The organism is Vogesella amnigena, assembly GCF_042648905.1.
In the GTDB taxonomy this organism is placed as follows: domain Bacteria; phylum Pseudomonadota; class Gammaproteobacteria; order Burkholderiales; family Chromobacteriaceae; genus Vogesella; species Vogesella amnigena.
Window position 1 is genome coordinate 212,081 of record NZ_JBHRYH010000017.1, and the last position, 18,416, is coordinate 230,496.

The following is an 18,416-nucleotide window of genomic DNA, read 5'->3' on the forward strand; positions in this document are numbered from 1 at the left end:
GCTTAATAAAACAAAGTCCTTCTGCGCCGCGAAAGGACTTTGTCAATACTGGCCAACACCCCGCCGTGGCGGGGTGTTGCTCATTTGGCGGGAGGCAACAGCGGCTTGCGCGCCTTCTTGCTTGTCGACCTGGCAGCCTTGTGGCTCGGCGCCGACTTCACCGCTGGGGCGGGTGGCGCCTCGGCAGCCGGCACCGAGGCATCGTCCGGCAGCGCGCCCGCATCATCCGCAGCATCGGCCTCCGACTCCTCATCGGCCGGTGGAGATGGCTTCAGCCACTCCGGCAGGCTGACATCCTTGTAATCCACCACGTTGGCCGCAGACGGCTGCAGGGTAAACACCGGCTTGCCTTCGTTGCTCATGTTCAGCTGGGTAAGCATGCCGACACTCACCCCCTGCTCACCCGGCGTGGACAGTGTGCGCGACTCTTCCAGCGCCAGCAGCTTGCCCTGCCGGTTGACCAGCAGATCGGTCTGGCTTTCCGAGCGCAGCTGCAGCGGGTCCGCCTCCGCCAGCTTGAGCAGGCCGGTGGCCACTTCCTGCACTTCCGCGCTGGCGCCATGGCGCTTGATGCTGTCCAGCAGCTCGGTAGCCATGCGCTGCGACAGCAGCCGGCCGGCGGCCGGGTCCAGGCTGAGGCGAATACGATAGGCCACGCCTTGTTGCGCATCCGCAGCCGTCAGCGGCTGGAAGCTGTATGCCTGCCGCTCTACCGCCGCATAGACGCGGCGCACGATGTCCGGCAACTCGGCCAGCACCGCGCTGACCGGCAGCTGCCTGGCCTTCTCTTCCGGCAGCTGGAATTTCACCAGTTTGTTTTCCAGCGACGGCAGCAGCAGGCTCATGGCCGAGCCATCGACATACAGCGTCAGCGTGTCCAGCTGCAGCAGCAGCGGAAACCGCAGCCAGGCCTCGGCATGCGGGCGGGTGAAACGCAGGGTGGGAATCAGCTCCACCCGTTGCTGCGTCAGATCCACCGCGCCGGCATATTGCAGGCGGAAAGAGCCGGCCAGGGTCTGCACCAGCGCCTGCAGTTCGGCGCGCTGCTTGCCCGGCAGCTGCAGGCTGGTGATGCGCGATTCGCCGCTGAAGTTGTAACGGGCGGCGACATTGTGGCGGTACAGGGTCTCCACCGCCGCCTCGTCGGCGCGCTTGCCAGCCAGTGGCGAACTGGCGCAACCGGCCAGCAGCAGCAATGCCAACGGCAGCGCCAGCAGGCGGCCGGTATGGGAGCGTTGTCGCATCGGGAAGTGCTTCATGACATTGGAAACCGCGCATATTACCCAACTGCCGGCCGCGGAAACAAGCCCGTGACCATCGGGTACAATGCCGCATTCACCCGTTTTCGATAGACGCAAATGAATCTGAAGCACATCAAAGCCGTAGCCTTCGATCTGGACGGCACCCTGGTAGACTCCATTGCCGACCTGGCCGCCAGCGCCAACGCCATGCGCGAAGCCATGAATCTGGCCCCGCTGCCGCAGGACCGTGTCGCCTCCTACGTGGGTGACGGCGTGGGCAGCCTGGTACATCGCACCCTCACCGACAGTTTCGACCAGCATGCCGACGAAGCCAGCTGGACCCAGGGCTTCAACCTGTTTATCCGCCACTATCACCAGCACCTCACCGTGCACACCCGCATGTACCCAGGCGTGGCTGATGCGTTGGGCCTGCTGCGCTCGCTGGACCTGCCGCTGGTGGTGATCACCAACAAATCGCAGTTCCTGGCCATGCCGCTGCTGCAGCAACTGGGCATCGATACCGCCTTCAGCATGGTTCTGGGCGGCGACAGCCTGGACGAGAAAAAACCGTCAGCACTGCCGCTGCTGCACGCCGCCGCCGTGCTGGATGTGAAGCCGCAGGAAATGCTGCTGGTGGGCGACTCGGAAAACGACGTTACCTGCGCACGCAAGGCCGGCGCGGTGGCGGTAGCGGTTGACTATGGCTATCGCGATGCCGCCACCCTGGGTGCCGACCTGGTGGTAGGCAGCCTGGTGGATCTGTACAGCCTGCTCAAGCAATCGCGCGACCCGCACGTGCACCGCCGCGACTGAGCGCGGCTTCGGCGCCAGCCCGCCGTGCCTGCCCGCTGGCGCCGATCTGCCGGCCGCCTGTACGGCGGCACGGTTTTCGGCCACAATAGCCCGGCATATTCTGTTGATGACTCTTATCCGATCCGCGATGAAATTCCTGCCCAATCGTGCCAGCTGGCGATGGCAACGCTAAGCGCCACCCAGCCCTGACCGTACCCGGCGCCCATGCGCCCACTGCCAAGACACCCGGATTTCATCATCATGACGCCACAACAATTTGCCGAGCTGGCCGCGGCCGGCTACAACCGCATCCCCGTTACCCTGGAACTGTTCGCCGACCTGGACACCCCGCTGTCGGTCTACCTCAAGCTGGCCAACCAGCCCTACTCCTACCTGCTGGAATCGGTAGTGGGCGGCGAACGCTTCGGCCGTTACTCTTTCATCGGCCTGCCGGCCACCACCCGCCTGCGCGTGCAGGGGCACAGTGTGCAGGTGGAGTACGGCGACAAGGTGATCGAGCGCCACGAAGGCGACCCGCTGGGCTTCATCGACAGCTTCATGGCGCGCTTCAACACCCCGCCGGTTGCCGGCCTGCCGCGCTTTACCGGCGGCCTGGTGGGCTATTTCGGCTACGACACCGTGCGCTATGTCGAGAAAAGGTTGGCCGCAACGCAGAAACCGGACCCGATCGGCACTCCGGACATCCTGCTGATGCTGTCGGAAGAGCTGGCGGTGGTGGACAACCTGTCCGGCAAGCTCTACCTGGTGGTATACGCCGACCCGGCAGTGCCGAACGCGCTGCAGAAGGCGCACGCCCGCCTGAACCAGCTGCGCGGCAAGCTGCGTGACAACGTGGCAATTCCGCTGTCGCTGCCGTCGCCGGCCACCGAGGCGGTATCCGAATACGGCCAGGAGCCGTTCAAGCAGGCGGTGGGCGAAGCCAAGCAGTACATCCTGGACGGCGACATCATGCAGGTGGTGCTGTCGCAGCGCATGAGCATGCCCTACACCGACGCGCCACTGTCGCTGTACCGCGCACTGCGCAGCCTGAACCCGTCGCCGTACATGTTCTACTACCACTTCGACGACTTCCACGTGGTGGGCGCCTCGCCTGAGATCCTGGTACGCCGCGAGGACGATACCGTGACCGTGCGCCCGATCGCCGGCACCCGCCCGCGCGGCAAGAGCCGCGAGGAGGACCAGGCTCTGGCCGACGAGCTGCTGGCCGACCCGAAGGAAATCGCCGAGCACGTGATGCTGATGGACCTGGGCCGCAACGACGTTGGCCGCGTGGCCGACACCGGCAGCGTGCGCGTGACAGACAATATGGTGATCGAACGCTACTCGCACGTGATGCACATCGTGTCCAGCGTAGAAGGCACGGTGAAGCCGGATGTCTCCAATATCGACATCCTCAAGGCCACCTTCCCGGCCGGCACGCTGTCCGGCGCGCCCAAGGTGCGGGCGATGGAGATCATCGACCAGTTCGAGCCCACCAAGCGCGGCGTGTATGGCGGCGCGGTCGGCTACCTGGGCTTTACCGGCGACATGGACATGGCGATTGCCATTCGCACCGCAGTGATCAAGAACGACACGCTGTACGTGCAGGCCGGTGCCGGCATCGTCGCCGACTCGGTGCCGGAATCGGAATGGCAGGAAACCCAGAACAAGGCGCGCGCGGTAGTACGCGCCGCCGCGCTGGTGCAGCAGGGGCTGGATGCCTGATTGCAGCTAGCCGCTAACAAAACAAGGCCCGCGCGATGCGCGGGCCTTTTGCTTGCGGCCAACTGCTCAGATCTCGAAGGTCCAGCTATCGCCATCCGGGCCAACACTGCGGTGGCGCAGCAGCCAGGCTTCCAGCTGCGGCACCGACATCGGCCGAGCAAACAGGAAGCCCTGCACCTGGTCACAGCGCAGTTTGCGCAGCTGCGCCAGCTGTTCCGGAGTTTCCACCCCTTCGGCAATGGTAACGAAGCCCAGCGAATGCGCCAGGCTAACAATCGCGCGCACGATGGCAATGCCACGCCCCTGCTCCAGATCCTGAACGAAGCTGCGGTCTATCTTCAGGCGGTCCACCGGGAAGCGGCGCAGGTAATTGAGCGAGGAATAGCCGGTGCCGAAGTCGTCGATCGCCAGGCGCACCCCCAGCTGATGCAGGCGCTCCATCAGCCCCAGCGCATCATCCGGATCTTCCAGCACCACGCTTTCGGTCAGCTCCAGCTCCAGGCATTCCGGCGGCAGCGCCGATTCGTGCAGCAGCCGAGCCACCTGCTCCACCAGCAAGGGCTGGCGGAACTGCAATGCCGACAGGTTCACCGCCACCGATGGCACGCGCAGATCACGCTCGCGCCAGCTCTGCATCTGGGCAATGGCTTCTTCCAGCACCCACATGCCTATCGGTACGATCAGCCCGCTTTCTTCCGCCAGCGGGATGAACTCGGCCGGGGATACCATGCCCAGCTCCGGGTGCTGCCAGCGCAGCAAGGCCTCCAGGCCGATCAGCCGGCCATGCATATCGCACTGCGGCTGGTAATACAGTTGCAACTCCTTGCGATCCAGCGCGCGGCGCAATTCCGCCTCCAGCTTCAGCCGTAGCGCCGAGCGCTGCTGCATCTGCGCGGTAAAGAAGCGGAAGGTGCTGCGCCCTTCGGCCTTGGCGCGGTACATGGCGGCATCGGCGGCGCGCAGCAGCTCTTCCAGCGTACCGCCATCGGTGGGCGCCATGGCAATACCGATGGAAGGTGTACTGACCAGTTCGTAGCCATTGAGGTGGTAAGGTGCCGACAACGCCTGCACCACGCTTTCCGCCAGGTGGCCTGCAGCGGATTCGTCGGTTTCTGGCAACAGGATGATGAACTCGTCACCCCCCAGCCGGGTGAGGGTGTCCTTTTCCTGCAGCAGCACCGACAGCCTGCGGCCAACCTCCACCAGCAACAGGTCGCCCATGCTGTGACCCAGGGTATCGTTGATGTTCTTGAAACGGTCCAGGTCGATGAACATCAGCGCCAGCGAGGTACGGTCATGCCGTGACAAGGCCAGTGCCTGATTGGCGTGATCCTGCAGCAGCGCGCGGTTGGGCAAGCCGGTAAGGCTGTCGAAATAGGCCAGGCGCCGAATATACTGCTCGGCCTCTTTCTGGCTGCTGATATCGCTGAACACGCTGATGTAGTGCGTGACTTCGCCATCCTCGCCACGCACCGCCGAAATGGATTGCCACTCCGGGAAGATGGTGCCGTCCTTGCGCCGGTTCCAGATCTCGCCCTGCCAGTAGCCATGACTGCCGATTTCATGCCACATGCGATGGTAGAAACCGCTATCGTGGCGCCCGGAGGACAACAGTGCCGGGGTACGCCCCAGGATCTCCTCTGCCTCGTAGCCGGTAATGCGCGTAAAGGCAGCGTTTACCTGCACGATGCGGCTGAAGCTGTCGGTGACCAGGATGCCGTTGTGGGCGGCGGCAAACACCTGCGCCCACAGCTGCAGTTCGTCCTCCGCCAGTTTGCGCTGGGTACTGTCGTGCGCCAGCAGGATACAGCTGGCCACGCCATGGCGATCCAGCTTGCGGGCGGCGGAAAGCTCGAACCAGCGCGCCTCGCAATCGATGAACAGGCAGATGCGCCTGCCACGCGATACGCCATCTTTCAGTGCTTCGGCAATGGCCAGGCAAATGGTGTCGGCCGCATCCAGCGGCATGACCTGGTGCACCAGCTTGCCCAGCAGCTGCTCGCGCGAAGCGCCCAGCTGCTGCTGGTTGGGGCTGGACCACACCTGCAGGAAGCGCCCTTCCGGCGACATCTCGAACAGCATGTCCGGCACCGCCAGCAGCAGGGCCTCCCGCTCCTGCGCCAGCTGGCCGGCGGCATGCGTCTGCTCCTGCAGCATGCCCAGCGAATCCTGCAGCTGCTGCTGCATGACATTGAACGCCTTCAGCAAGGCGCGCACCTCGCTGACACCCTGAATCGGCAACTGCTGCAATTTGCCGCTGGCGGCATAATCCAGCGTGGCCAGGCGCAAGCGTCCCAGCGGGCCGATCACGTAGCGCTGCCCCAGCCAGCTCAGCACCACGACCAGCACCAGCAACATCAGGCAGGGCCACACGAACACCTGCGCCACCTCGCGCTGGGCCTGCCGGATATTCGGCTGCAGCTGGTAGCGCATCAGCACGATACCGTGCCGCCTGCTGCGCAAGGCGTCCTCTTCCGGCGGGCTGTAGGCAATGCCGACCTGCACGCTGTACTGCTCCCGATCCAGCTGCGCGCCCCCCAGCCGGCTCTGCTGCAACGTCTGCAGCAGTGCCGGGGTGATGCCTTTCAGATCGGGCAGGCTCGCCCCCAGCTGCTGGCGATCAGTGGCATAGCGCACCACCTGCTGCGGGTCGGTGATGATCACGTCCACCACGCGCGGATCCGTTGCCAGCATGGCCAGTTCGTTATCGATATTGTTCTGCCACTCTGCCGCCGCCTGCAGATGCTGGCTCAGCCGGAACACATTCTGCATGCCGTCGCGGCGGGCATCTTCGAATTCCGCATCGATGCGACTGTTGACGGCAATCAGGTAGCCGCCGGCCAGGGTCATCAGCACCATGCCCACCACCACCAGGCCCATCAGCAGGCGATAGGAACCGGTGCGCATCATGCCCCCCCTTCCCGCAGCAAGGGGTGCAGCAAATCATCCAGCGATGACTGGCTGCGCAGCAGCCCTCGCTGCTGCATCAGCTGTTGCAGCTGCCTGGCGGACTGCAGCAGCCGCGGGTTACTCCCGGAAAACCACTCCAGATTCTCCTGGCGGTCCGGCAGGTGCATCCCCCAGAACAAGGACCTGACCTGGGCAGCGGACGCATCCGGCAAGTCGGTGAGCGCGGCCAGCCCGGCCAGCGTCTGCCTGTCCTGCTGGTCAAAAGCGGATAGCAGCTGAAAATGCACATCCAGCATGCGCTGCAGATTGTCGCGCTGCGCAGCCAGCACATCGCTGCGTACCGCCAGCACATCCACAATGCGGCCGGGAATCGACATGCTGGAAAACAGCAGATTGGCGCCCGCCGCCAGCAGCCGGCTGCTATGTGGCGCAAAGGTGATGATGGCGTCGACACGTCCGCTGGCAAACGCCTGCTCATGCTGATTCAGCAACAGCGGCACCAGGGTAATGTCCGATGGGCGCAGACCGGCACGCTGCAGTATCGCCTCCAGCATGATCGCCCCCACAGCACTCTGCTCCACCCCAATGCGTTTGCCGGCCAGTTGCGGCAAGCTCTGGATGCTCTCGTGCACCAGCAGCATGTCCGCCCCAGCCGACACATCCAGCACGGCCACCACCTGCAATGGCACGCCCTCGGCACGCATGGTCAGCACTTCATCCAGTGTCAGGCAAGCCGCCTCCAGCATCGATGCGGCCAACCCCTGCATCACCAGGGTGGCGGACGGAAAACGGATCACCCGCAACTGGCTGGCCGGCAACCGACCGGACTGCGCAGCCCACTCGATAAACAGATAACCTGGCCAGCCATTGCTGCCCAGCCGCAATAAGGGAGTGGGCGGCGTACAGGCAGACAGCAGCGGCATCAACGCACTGGCGAGCATGCCTTGCAGGCAATGCCGACGGGAGAATGGGGGGAGATGGGGGGGCATCGTCCGTTAATGTATAAATATTGTCAGACAGCAGATAGCCTGAGTATCCGTTATATCCCTGTTACTGTGAATGACAAATTAGCCGCCACTACCATGGCCATCAATAAGTTTCTCTTTAGACATGGCGGCCAAGTAGCCAACGTCGCAGACTATCGTCCGCCTGACGCAAGCCGCTACCAGACAAGGTGGCGATCTGCTGCACGCGCGCCCGGTTGGTCTCGCTGCTGGTAGGCGGATACAGGCTTACCAGCATGGCCTGGGCATCCAGCCCGCCAAGACGGACGGCACTATCCAGCTTGAACAGGTTTTCCAGCCCCACCCCACGCAGGCGCGGGCTGGCTGGCGCCGTGGTCTTGCACTCGATCAGGAACAGCTGGTTATTGCACATCACGGCCACGTCATATTCGTTTTCCACACCCTGATGACTTACCTTGATGCCACTGGCCGCATCGCTGATCGGCATGTGCGGCGCCATGCGCGCCACCAGCGCCAGCAGCCAGACCTCCAGCCAGCCCCCAGACAGGAACAGGTGCGACGGCGCATCGCGGCAGCGCATGTGGCCAATATGATCGAAACTGACCATGCCGCTTTGCTGCAGCCAGTTGCGCAGAAAATGCTCGCTGCGCGGCAGCAGGCGCCGGCTGAACTGACGCGCATCCAGCTCATTGCACAAACGGTTGAGCAAGGACAACTCATGCGGAAAGCTGGCCGCGCGCTGCGCCAGGCCGGCAGCCAGTTGCTCCAGGCGGACATCGCGTTGCCGCAGCCGGTAGCGCGCCTCGCGTACCCGGCAGCCATACAGTGCAAAGTAGTCTTCCAGGCTCAGCCCGTCCGCGATATCGCTACCTCCGGGCGGAGCAGATGGGTCGGCCGCACCAAGCCAGATCAGCCGATCGTGCGCATGATCCAGCGCCATCACCGGCAAGTGCCGCTTGCGGGCGATTTCGTAGGCCAGCGCCGCCTGCACCGGGGATGCCGCACTCAGATTCAGGCAGGCCGGTGCCTGCAGCAGTTCGCGCAAGCGCTGCTGCAACACCAGTGGCTGATTGTCAGCGGGCAAGGTTTCCACCGTGACCGGCAGATGCTGGCTGCGACACACCCCGGCGATATCGTAGGCGTAGCCCAGGTCAGACTCATGGCACAGCAGGCTGACGCGGCCAACCTCGAAGCGCCGATCCAGCGCTGGCGTGATGATGTCCGATGTCATGTGGCTGACAAAGGCGAAAAGATGCACGTTGTTTCTCCCGGTTCACTGCAAGCCGCCCGCCGGCTGGCATGTACATTGTCAGACAAGATGCAAAACGTTGTAAAAATCCATCAAGCAAGCAAAAACAGCCGGCGCAACGCCAAATGAATATCGATAAGTTATATCAGCGACTTGTCCCATTGCCACCCCGGCGGCAGAGCAGCACAACCATGGCAGAGTCAAAACAGCGTCAACTGGAACAAATATTCGGCAGATGGCAGCTTGCCCTGCCCTGCGCAGCCACCTAGACTGACATGCCTTCAAATGGTACTGCACTGCAACACCCTATGCGCCTGCCTTCATGCCTGCGGTTTCGCCGCTCAATCCTGCTCGCCTTGCCCGCCCTGCTGCTCTGCCAGCCGGCGACTGCCGCAGCAGGCTGCACGCGTCTGCTCGCCTCCGGCAACCCGGAATATCCACCTTACCTGTGGGTAGACCCGAACGACAGCAAGCGACTGGTCGGCGCCGCCGCCGACATGATGCAGCTGCTGTCACGCGAAGTGGGCATTCCCATCAGCGTCAACTATGCCGGCCCGTGGGCCCGGGTGCAGAAATCGGTACGTGACGGGCGGGTAGACCTGATAGCCGGCGCCTTTTACACCCAGTCACGCCGACAGTACATGAGCTACATCCAGACGCCGCTCACCATCACCCGCACCGCGATCTGGATGCGCGACAGCAAACCGCTCAATTACAACCACTGGCTGGATCTGGTGGGTTACCGTGGCGTTACCGTGGTCAACAACAGCTTTGGCGAGGAGTTTGACCGCTTTGCCGAGCACAGCCTGAATATAGAAACAGTCGGCAGCGTGGAAAATGCGCTGCGCATGCTCAGCCTGGGCCGCGCCGACTACCTGATCTACGAGGATGCGCCAGCGCAGGCTTACGCCAGCCGCCTGGGACTGCAGAACCTGAAAACCGCCAACGGCACCATCACCCGCGAAGCGCTGTACCTGACCCTGGGCCACCAGTCCGCCTGCTTCAGCGACGCACTGTACCAGCGTCTGAACAAGGCCATGAAAAAGCTGGTGGACAGCAAGGTGATGGAGCAGCTGATCGAGAAAAACCAGCAGCGCTGGCGCGAGGAAAACCGCTAGCCCGGCGCCCGGCAAGCAAACAGCCCAACCAACAGGTTGGGCTGTTTGCTTGTTGCCTGGCACGACAGGATCAGTAGGCTTCGCCGACGATGGGGCCTTGCAGCGTTTCGCGCGGCAGGCCCAGCTGCAGTACCGCCTGCTGCGCGGCGCGGAACGCCTCGCTGCCCAGCAGCGCCTGCCAGTCGGCCACCTCGCCCTGCCCGGCCATGCGCTGCAGCCTTGCGGCCAACTTGGGCAACACCGGCGGGGTGAGGCGGGCCAGCAAGTCATCAGCCAGATCCGGGCGATTGCACACCAGCGCCATATCGCAGCCAGCGGCAAATGCCGCCTCGGCACGCGCCACGATGTCACCGACACCGGCAGCGCCTTCCATGGTCAGATCGTCGGAGAAGATGGCGCCGTCAAAACCAAGCTCGGCGCGCAGGATGTCCTGCAACCATACACGCGAGAAGCCGGCCGGCTGGCTGTCCACCGCCGGATACACCACGTGTGCCGGCATTACCGAGGCCATGCCGGCGGCGGCCAGCGCGGCGAACGGCTTGAGATCGTCGGCACGCAGCGCTTCCAGGCTGCGCTGATCGACCGGGATCACATGATGGCTGTCGCCTTCGACAAAGCCGTGGCCGGGGAAGTGCTTGCCGCAGCTCCCCATGCCGCCACGCTGCAGGCCGCGCTGCAGCGCTACAGCCAGCGCCGACACCACCGCCGGGTCGCGGTGGAAGCTGCGGTTGCCAATCACCGCGCACTGGCCCCAATCCAGATCCAGCACCGGGGTGAACGACAGGTCCACGCCGCAGGCACGCAGCTCGGCAGCCAGTACGTAGCCGACGTTGTCGGCTGCCGCCTCGGCCGCCTCGGCGCCGGCGCTATCCCACAGCTGCCCCAGGAGCTGCATCGGCGGCAGGCGGGTGAAGCCATCAATGAAGCGCTGCACGCGGCCACCTTCGTGGTCGACGGCGATCAGCAGCGCCGGACTGCGCAGCGCGCGGATTTCGGCGGCGAGTGCCTTCAGTTGCTCGATATCCTGGAAGTTGCGGCGGAACAGGATCACGCCGCCCACCAGCGGGTGGCACAGGCGCTGGCGTTCTTCATCCGTCAGGCGGAATCCGGCCACGTCCGCCATTACCGGGCCGCGGGGCAGTTGCATAGTCGTCATGTCTTGCTCACAGGTTGGCCGCACCGGCGGTTTCGCAAACCACGAACGCCAGTGCATGTTGTTGTTCGTCGGAAATCGACAGGTGCACGCTGATGATGCCTCGCGCCTCGATGAACGCCTTCAGCGGCTCGTCGAAAGCGAACATCGGCTTGCCCAGCGTGTCATGCGTGATGGCGATGGCGGTGAGCAGCACCGGCTCGCGGATGCCGGTACCCAGCGCCTTGCCCAGTGCCTCCTTGGCGGCAAAGCGCTTGGCGAGGAAGCGTGCCGGCTTGGCCGCCTGCGCCAGCTCCTCGCGCTCGGGTGCGGCCAGCAGCCGGCGGCCGATGTCCTGCCCCCAGCGCGCATACAGGGCCTCGAAGCGCTCGATACGCGCCAGGTCGGTGCCGATGCCGTAGATCATCGCTGACAGACCCCGCTTACTGGCCCTGGCGGCCTTCGATCATCAGCGCCTTCATTTCACGCACCGCATTGGCAAAGCCCACCATCAGCGCGTGACTTACCAGCGCGTGGCCGATGTTCAGCTCGGCGATTTCCTGAATGGCCGCGATCGGCTTCACGTTGTGGTAGTTCAGGCCGTGACCGGCATTCACCACCATGCCCAGGTGCGCACCGAATACCGCTGCATCACGGATGCGCGCCAGCTCGGCGGCCTGTTCCTCGTGCTTGAAGTCGGCGTGGGCATAGGCACCGGTGTGCAGCTCGATCACCCGCGCGCCGGCATCCCAGGCGGCCTGGATCTGCTCGCGATCCGGGTCGATGAAGATGGACACGCGAATGCCCGCCTCGGTCATCTGGCGGGTGAACTCACGCACCTGGTCGAAGTAGCGGATCACGTCCAGGCCGCCTTCGGTGGTGACTTCCTCGCGCTTTTCCGGCACCAGGCACACGTCTTCCGGTTTCACGCGCAGCGCATTGGCCAGCATCTCGTCGGTCAGCGCCATTTCCAGGTTCATGCGCGTCTTGATGGTGGCGCGCATCGCGTCCACGTCGTGGTCCTGGATGTGGCGGCGGTCTTCGCGCAGGTGCAGGGTAATCAGGTCGGCGCCGCTGGATTCGGCCACCAGTGCCGCCTCGATCGGGCTGGGGAAACGGGTGCCGCGCGCCTGGCGCAGGGTGGCGACGTGGTCGATGTTGACACCGAGCAGGATCATGATTTGTCTCTCTCCGTGGCTGCGCCGGCTACTCGGCCAGCGCGTATAGGGTGGTCAGTAATTCGCGGGTGGCCAGCGGCTGCTGACCCAGCAGCTCATCCAGCAGCACGCGGGTAAGCAGACGGGCATCGCGCCGGGTCTGCGCCTGGGTGAGATCCCCCGTCGCCAGCGCCAGCAGGCTGGCGCCCGGCAGCACGCAGCTGCGCGCCGGTGGTCGCTCGATGGCCGCTACCCGCTGTGGCGGCTCGCCAAAACGGCACAGGTAGTGCAACTCCGGCGCGATGGCCTGGCCAGCCGTATCTGCGGCCAACGTTGGGGCGTAGCCCAGCAGGGCAAGCAAATCCAGCTCGAAGCGGCGCAGCACATTGCTGAAGGTTTCATCGCCCGCCAGGGTACGCACGCCGCGGTCGTACAGCTTGAACAGCTCCGGCGCCGGGTCGTCACGCGGCGCCAGGCGCAGCACCAGCTCGTTCAGGTAGTAACCGCACACCAGCCGCTCACCGGCGAACTGAGGCACGCCGCCGCGCCAGTCTGCCACGTGCAGGGTACGCAACTCGCTCTTGCCGAACCAGGACAGCTGCAGAGGCTGGAACGGCAGCAGCAAACCGCGCAGGTCGGAACGTGGTCGGCGCGCGCCGCGCGCCACCAGGGTGAAGCGGCCGTGATCGCGGGTAAGCACCTCCACCAGCAGGCTGGTTTCCTTGTAGGGCTGGGTGTGCAGTACGTAGGACGGCTGACGGTCAACCTTGCCCGGCTGCATCGCCCTGCTCCGGCCGCTGCCAGACTTTGGCGCGCTCCACCTTCGCTACCCGCAGCGCAAAACCGGCATACCAGCTGGCAAAGCCCTGCTGCTGTGCCAAGCGGTGCTCGGCATTGGCTTTCCAGCCGGCAATCGCTTCCTCGCTCGCCCAGTAGGACACGGTAATGCCGAAGCCGTCGCCATCACGCGCGCTCTCGGCGCCGAGAAAGCCCGGCTGCTCGCCGGCCAGTTCCACCATGCGCGCGGCCATGTCGCCATAGCCGGCATCGCCTGCGGTGCGCTGGTTGCTGAAGATCACCGCCCAGTACGGCGGCTCGGGAGTATTCGCAAACATGCGGCCAACCTTTTGCTAAAACACTATTGGCCACGAACCCCACGAAAAACACGAAAGCGGTTTACTGCTGGAATCTTTGGCGGCATCAGGCTGGTTCACTAACGAACCTCTCGCCGCAGATAGTGCACAACGCTGTCTCCCAGCTGCGCAGAAGTGCAGTACGAAGTCGTTGTTCGTGTCTTTCGTGGTTTTCGTGGCCGGGAAAATGCTCTTAGTTGATGCCGAAGTCGCGCAGGAAGCGCACGTCGTCGGCCCAGCCGGATTTCACCTTCACCCACACTTCCAGGAACACCTTGCAGTCGAACAGCTGCTCCATATCCAGGCGTGCCTCGGTGGAAATCTTCTTCAGCTTCTCGCCGCCACGGCCGATGACGATGGGCTTCTGCCCTTCCTTGTCCACCAGCACCGCCACGTAGATGCGGAACATGCTGCCGTCCACTTCGAACGACTCCACCTCCACGTTCATCTCGTACGGCAGCTCTTCGCCCAGGTAGCGGAACAGCTTCTCGCGCACGATCTCGGCGGCCAGGAAGCGCTGGGTCTTGTCGGTGACCATATCTTCCGGATACAGCGGTACCGATTCCGGCAGGTGCGGGCGCACCTTGTCCAACAGCTCGCCCAGACGCTGGCCGTGCTTGGCGCTCACCACCTCGACATCGGTAAACGGGAACTCGGCGCGTGCTTCCTCGATGAAGGCGGACAGCAGCAGGCGATCCTTGGCCTTGTCCAGCTTGTTCAGCACCAGGATCACCGGGGTTTTCTTCGGCAGCAGCGCGATCACTTCACGATCTGCCGCGCTCAGGCGCATGGCCTCCAGCACGAACAGCACGCAATCCACGTTGGCCAGCGAATCCTTGACGCTGTTGTTCAGCGCCTCGTTCAGTGCGCCCTTGTGGTAGGTCTGGAACCCCGGGGTATCGACAAACACGAACTGCGCGTTCGGCTCGGTGTAGATGCCATTGACACGGTGGCGCGTGGTCTGCGCCTTCTTGGAGGTGATGCTGATCTTCTGGCCGATGAGATGGTTCATCAGCGTGGACTTGCCGACGTTGGGACGGCCAACGATGGCGACAAAGCCGCAGCGGTACGGGGTATCGGTCATGATGTCTTTTTCTTGCCAGCGGCAAAGTGTTGCTCCAGCAGCTGTAGTGCCGCTTCCGCGGCCTGCTGTTCGGCGCCGCGGCGGCTGCCGCCCTCGCCGGTAGTGATGATGGGCAGCTCACCCAGATCGCACTGCACGCGGAACGACTGCTCGTGCGCCTCGCCGTTCTGCGCCAGGATGGTGTAGCGCGGCAATGCCAGCCGCCGCGCCTGCAGTGCTTCCTGCAGCCGGGTCTTGGCGTCCTTGGCATGGCGGGTTGGGTCGATGCTGGAAATGCGGCTGGCGTACAGCCGGCGCACCACCTGCTCGGCAGCCTGGAAGTCGCGGTCGAAGCTGATGGCGGCAAAGGTAGCCTCCACCGCATCGGCCAGGATAGACGGCCGGTTGTAGCCACCGCTCTTCAGCTCGCCCTCGCCCAGGTACAGGTAGTCACCCAGCTTCAGCTCCTGCGCGATCTCGGCCAGGGTGTTCTGGTTGACCAGATTGGCGCGCAGCCGCGACAGCTCGCCTTCGCTCAGCTTGGGAAACTGGTCGAACAGCATGCGAGCCACGGTGTAGTTCAGGATGCTGTCGCCGATGAACTCGAAACGCTCGTTATTGGGCATGCCGAAGCTGCGATGGGTCATCGCCTGCCTGAGCAGTTCCGGCTTCTCAAAAAAATAATCCAGCGCCGTGCAAAGGCGCCGGAAGCGGTTGTCTTGTTGATTCACGGTTTATTGTTGCTGTTCCTGCAGCACCGGGATGTTGCCTGCCTGGTACTCGAAATGGAATACCAGCTTGATGTCCTTCATTACCGGCAGGTCGGCGTCGTAGCGCACCCCTACCCCCAGCTTGTTACCGGAGCTGATCACCAGCAGCTGGTCACGCTTCACCGCCTTGATGTCCTGCACGATGGCGTTGTTCTCGTACGCGCGACGTACTTCGTGCTCGGTCTGCTCCTGATCCACCACGATGTCATCGATAGTGCGCTTGATGGCACCGTATTCGGTATACACCGGCACCACCTTCAGCACCACGAACAGCACCACGGCGGCAAGCATGGCAAATGCCAGCAGCACCAGGAAGGAAAAACCGCCCTGCGAACGTTTCATCTCCGGCCCTTTCCGTTTACTTAGTGAATACGGCTGCCGATACGCGAGAAGTCACCGAAGTTCATCCAGATCAGGAAGGCTTTGCCCACCAGCAGACGATCTTCGACAAAACCCCAGTAACGACTGTCTTCGCTGTTATCGCGATTGTCACCCATCATGAAATACTGTCCCTGCGGTACTTTGCAAGTAAAACCGTCATCGCGGTATTCACAGTTTTCACGGCCGGCAAACTGGCGCACACCGTTGGGGAAGTATGGCGGCTTGTCAGCCTCCACCAGCACCTTGAACGCCTTGCCGTCGATCGCCTCGCGATACTGCTGGGTTCGCACCAGCATCAGGCCCTTTTCCAGGTACTCATGGTCACCATCGGCCAGGTGCTCCACCGGCTTGCCATTGATGCTCAGCTGGCGGCCGCGATACTCCACCACATCGCCGGGCAGGCCGATCACGCGCTTGATGAAATTGACCTGCTCGTTTTCCGGGTAGTTGAACACCACCACGTCGCCACGCGTCACCTGGCCAACCGGTACCACCACCTGGTTGCTCACCGGCAGGCGCAAGCCATAGCTGAACTTGTTCACCAGGATGAAGTCGCCCACCACCAGGCCAGGACGCATGGAGCTGGACGGAATCTGGAACGGTTCAGCCAGAAAGGAACGCAGCAGGAACACCACGGCGATAATGGGAAAGAACCCGCGCGGGAAGTCGATGTAGTGCGGCGCGCGTTCGCCCGGCGCACGTTTTTTCGCCAGCAGCCACTTGTCCAGCGCCCAGATCGCGCCGGTCACCAGCACGATGATCAGCATCACCGCGCCAAAGCTCATGTAGCCGGACAGCAGGCCGAACGCGCCGCCCAGCAGGGCCAGATAGCCCCACTCCACGGACGAGGACGGCGAGCCATCCTCGTTCTTGGCGGAAAACACGATCAGCAGCGGGCCGACAACCAGCAGCACCAGCCACACCCACACCAGGTTCGTCCCCATTTACTTGTCCCCTACCTGCAGAATCGCCAGGAAGGCTTCCTGCGGGATTTCCACGTTACCCACCTGCTTCATGCGCTTCTTGCCCGCCTTCTGCTTTTCCAGCAGTTTCTTCTTACGGGTGATGTCGCCACCGTAGCACTTGGCCAGTACGTTCTTGCGCAGTGCCTTCACCGTTTCACGGGCAATGATGTGGCTGCCGATGGCTGCCTGCACCGCGATGTCGAACATCTGGCGCGGAATCAGCTCGCGCATCTTGGACACCAGTTCGCGGCCACGGTAGATGCTGGTGGCACGGTGCACGATCAGGCTCAGCGCATCCACCTTCTCGCCATTCACCAGTACATCCAGCTTCACCAGGTCGGCCGCCTGGAATTCCTTGAATTCGTAGTCCAGCGAGGCATAGCCACGGCTGGTGGACTTGAGCTTGTCAAAGAAGTCCATCACCACTTCGTTCATCGGCAGATCGTACTTCAGCATCACCTGCCGGCCCATGTACTGCATATTGCGCTGCACGCCGCGCTTCTGGTTGCACAGCGTCATCACCGCGCCAACATAGTCCTGTGGCACCAGGATGGTGGCGGTGATGATCGGCTCGCGCAGCTCGTCATACTTGCCGGCATCCGGCAGCTTGGACGGGTTCTCCACTTCGATCACACTGCCATCCTTCATCACCACTTCGTACACCACGGTAGGCGCGGTGGTGATGAGATCCATGTCGAACTCGCGTTCGAGGCGTTCCTGCACGATCTCCAGGTGCAAGAGGCCGAGGAAGCCGCAACGGAAGCCGAAGCCCAGCGCCTGCGACACTTCCGGCTCGAATTTCAGCGAGGCGTCATTCAGCTGCAGCTTTTCCAGCGCGTCGCGCAGCGAGTCGTAGTCGTGGCTCTCCACCGGGTACAGGCCGGCGAATACCTGCGACTGCACCTCCTTGAAGCCAGGCAGCGGTTCTGCGGCGGGACGGTTCATCAGGGTAATGGTGTCGCCCACCTTGGCGGATTTCAGTTCCTTGATGCCGGCAATCACGAAGCCCACTTCGCCAGCGTTCAGCGATTCGCGCTGCACCGACTTGGGGGTGAATACCCCCACCTGTTCGCACAGGTGTTCGGCCTGAGTGGCCATGAACTTGATCTTGTCCTTGGGCTTGAGCTGGCCGTCGATCACCCGCACCAGCATCACCACGCCGACATAGTTGTCGAACCAGGAATCGATGATCAGCGCCTTCAGCGGGCCATCCGGGTTGCCTTCCGGCGGCGGAATCTTGCTGACCACGGTTTCGAGGATGTCTTCGATGCCGATGCCGGACTTGGCGGAAGCACGCACCGCATCGATGGCCTCGATACCGATGATGTCCTCGATCTCCTGGCTCACGCGCTCCGGGTCGGCCGCCGGCAGGTCGATCTTGTTCAGCACTGGTACCACTTCCACGCCCAGTTCGATGGCGGTGTAGCAGTTGGCCACGGTCTGCGCTTCCACACCCTGCGAGGCATCCACCACCAGCAGCGCGCCTTCGCAGGCGGACAGCGAACGCGACACTTCGTAGGAGAAGTCCACGTGGCCCGGGGTGTCGATCAGGTTCAGGTTGTATACCTGGCCATCACGTGCCTTGTACTGCAGCGCGGCGGTCTGCGCCTTGATGGTGATGCCACGCTCTTTCTCGATATCCATCGAGTCGAGCACCTGGGCACTCATTTCACGTTGTTCCAGGCCACCGCAAAACTGGATAAAGCGGTCAGCCAGCGTCGATTTGCCATGGTCGATATGGGCAATAATCGAAAAATTTCGGATATGTTTCATCGGAATCCAGCAAAAATTAAGGGCACCCAAAGTGCCCTCAGG

17 protein-coding genes are annotated in these 18,416 nt (G+C 63.3%); 3 read left to right on the forward strand and 14 right to left on the reverse strand.

Going from position 1 to position 18,416, the window contains the following annotated elements; translation table 11 throughout:
• Positions 1-80: 80 nt before the first annotated feature.
• The gene (locus ACFOKJ_RS08255) at positions 81-1,244 is read right to left on the reverse strand and encodes a hypothetical protein (RefSeq protein WP_390278453.1); all 1,164 of its coding nucleotides are present in this window, start codon (positions 1,242-1,244) and stop codon (positions 81-83) included.
• Positions 1,245-1,358: 114 nt separating this feature from the next.
• Here ACFOKJ_RS08255 and ACFOKJ_RS08260 point away from each other — a divergent pair, with 114 nt between their 5' ends.
• Both ACFOKJ_RS08260 and trpE read left to right on the forward strand, forming a co-directional pair.
• Entirely contained in the window at positions 1,359-2,054 is a 696-nt protein-coding gene (locus ACFOKJ_RS08260; protein ID WP_390278455.1) for a phosphoglycolate phosphatase, read from the forward strand.
• A gap of 237 nt (positions 2,055-2,291) precedes the next feature.
• The gene (gene trpE / locus ACFOKJ_RS08265) at positions 2,292-3,758 is read left to right on the forward strand and encodes an anthranilate synthase component I (RefSeq protein ID WP_390278587.1); all 1,467 of its coding nucleotides are present in this window, start codon (positions 2,292-2,294) and stop codon (positions 3,756-3,758) included.
• Between the two features lie 66 nt (positions 3,759-3,824).
• Here the strand turns inward: trpE and ACFOKJ_RS08270 are convergent, their stop codons facing one another.
• The 3 genes from ACFOKJ_RS08270 to ACFOKJ_RS08280 form a co-directional block, all read right to left on the reverse strand.
• A complete protein-coding gene (locus ACFOKJ_RS08270; protein WP_390278458.1) occupies positions 3,825-6,668 on the reverse strand; it encodes an EAL domain-containing protein in 2,844 nt (947 codons plus the stop codon).
• Positions 6,665-7,591: an ABC transporter substrate-binding protein gene (locus tag ACFOKJ_RS08275; RefSeq protein WP_390278461.1), complete on the reverse strand. Its 927-nt coding sequence runs from the start codon at positions 7,589-7,591 to the stop codon at positions 6,665-6,667. The genes ACFOKJ_RS08270 and ACFOKJ_RS08275 overlap by 4 nt, the downstream gene beginning before the upstream one ends.
• Positions 7,592-7,772: 181 nt before the next feature.
• Positions 7,773-8,891, reverse strand: coding sequence for a Card1-like endonuclease domain-containing protein (locus ACFOKJ_RS08280; protein WP_390278464.1), 1,119 nt, complete (start codon positions 8,889-8,891; stop codon positions 7,773-7,775).
• Positions 8,892-9,238: 347 nt separating this feature from the next.
• Here ACFOKJ_RS08280 and ACFOKJ_RS08285 point away from each other — a divergent pair, with 347 nt between their 5' ends.
• A complete protein-coding gene (locus ACFOKJ_RS08285) occupies positions 9,239-10,000 on the forward strand; it encodes a substrate-binding periplasmic protein (RefSeq protein WP_390278467.1) in 762 nt (253 codons plus the stop codon).
• A 70-nt stretch (positions 10,001-10,070) separates the two neighbouring features.
• On the opposite strand, the gene nagZ is transcribed toward ACFOKJ_RS08285, so the two are convergent.
• The 10 genes from nagZ to lepA form a co-directional block, all read right to left on the reverse strand.
• Positions 10,071-11,156: a beta-N-acetylhexosaminidase gene (gene nagZ, locus ACFOKJ_RS08290; RefSeq protein ID WP_390278470.1), complete on the reverse strand. Its 1,086-nt coding sequence runs from the start codon at positions 11,154-11,156 to the stop codon at positions 10,071-10,073.
• A 7-nt stretch (positions 11,157-11,163) separates the two neighbouring features.
• On the reverse strand, positions 11,164-11,559 hold the full coding sequence (gene acpS, locus ACFOKJ_RS08295) for a holo-ACP synthase (protein ID WP_390278473.1): 396 nt from the start codon (positions 11,557-11,559) through the stop codon (positions 11,164-11,166).
• A 16-nt stretch (positions 11,560-11,575) separates the two neighbouring features.
• The gene (pdxJ, locus tag ACFOKJ_RS08300) at positions 11,576-12,307 is read right to left on the reverse strand and encodes a pyridoxine 5'-phosphate synthase (protein ID WP_390278589.1); all 732 of its coding nucleotides are present in this window, start codon (positions 12,305-12,307) and stop codon (positions 11,576-11,578) included.
• 31 nt (positions 12,308-12,338) lie between these two features.
• The gene (recO, locus tag ACFOKJ_RS08305; RefSeq protein WP_390278476.1) at positions 12,339-13,070 is read right to left on the reverse strand and encodes a DNA repair protein RecO; all 732 of its coding nucleotides are present in this window, start codon (positions 13,068-13,070) and stop codon (positions 12,339-12,341) included.
• A complete protein-coding gene (locus tag ACFOKJ_RS08310) occupies positions 13,051-13,404 on the reverse strand; it encodes an antibiotic biosynthesis monooxygenase family protein (RefSeq protein WP_390278479.1) in 354 nt (117 codons plus the stop codon). Before ACFOKJ_RS08310 ends, recO begins: the two co-directional genes overlap by 20 nt.
• Before the next feature lie 211 nt (positions 13,405-13,615).
• Entirely contained in the window at positions 13,616-14,506 is an 891-nt protein-coding gene (gene era / locus ACFOKJ_RS08315; protein ID WP_390278482.1) for a GTPase Era, read from the reverse strand.
• A complete protein-coding gene (gene rnc, locus ACFOKJ_RS08320) occupies positions 14,503-15,216 on the reverse strand; it encodes a ribonuclease III (protein ID WP_390278485.1) in 714 nt (237 codons plus the stop codon). Before rnc ends, era begins: the two co-directional genes overlap by 4 nt.
• Positions 15,217-15,219: 3 nt before the next feature.
• Positions 15,220-15,597, reverse strand: a complete 378-nt coding sequence (locus ACFOKJ_RS08325) for a DUF4845 domain-containing protein (protein WP_390278488.1) — start codon at positions 15,595-15,597, stop codon at positions 15,220-15,222.
• A 20-nt stretch (positions 15,598-15,617) separates the two neighbouring features.
• Complete coding sequence (gene lepB / locus ACFOKJ_RS08330; RefSeq protein ID WP_390278491.1) at positions 15,618-16,580, reverse strand: signal peptidase I; 963 nt, start codon at positions 16,578-16,580, stop codon at positions 15,618-15,620.
• The gene (gene lepA / locus ACFOKJ_RS08335; protein ID WP_390278494.1) at positions 16,581-18,374 is read right to left on the reverse strand and encodes a translation elongation factor 4; all 1,794 of its coding nucleotides are present in this window, start codon (positions 18,372-18,374) and stop codon (positions 16,581-16,583) included.
• Between the last annotated feature and the right edge of the window lie 42 nt (positions 18,375-18,416).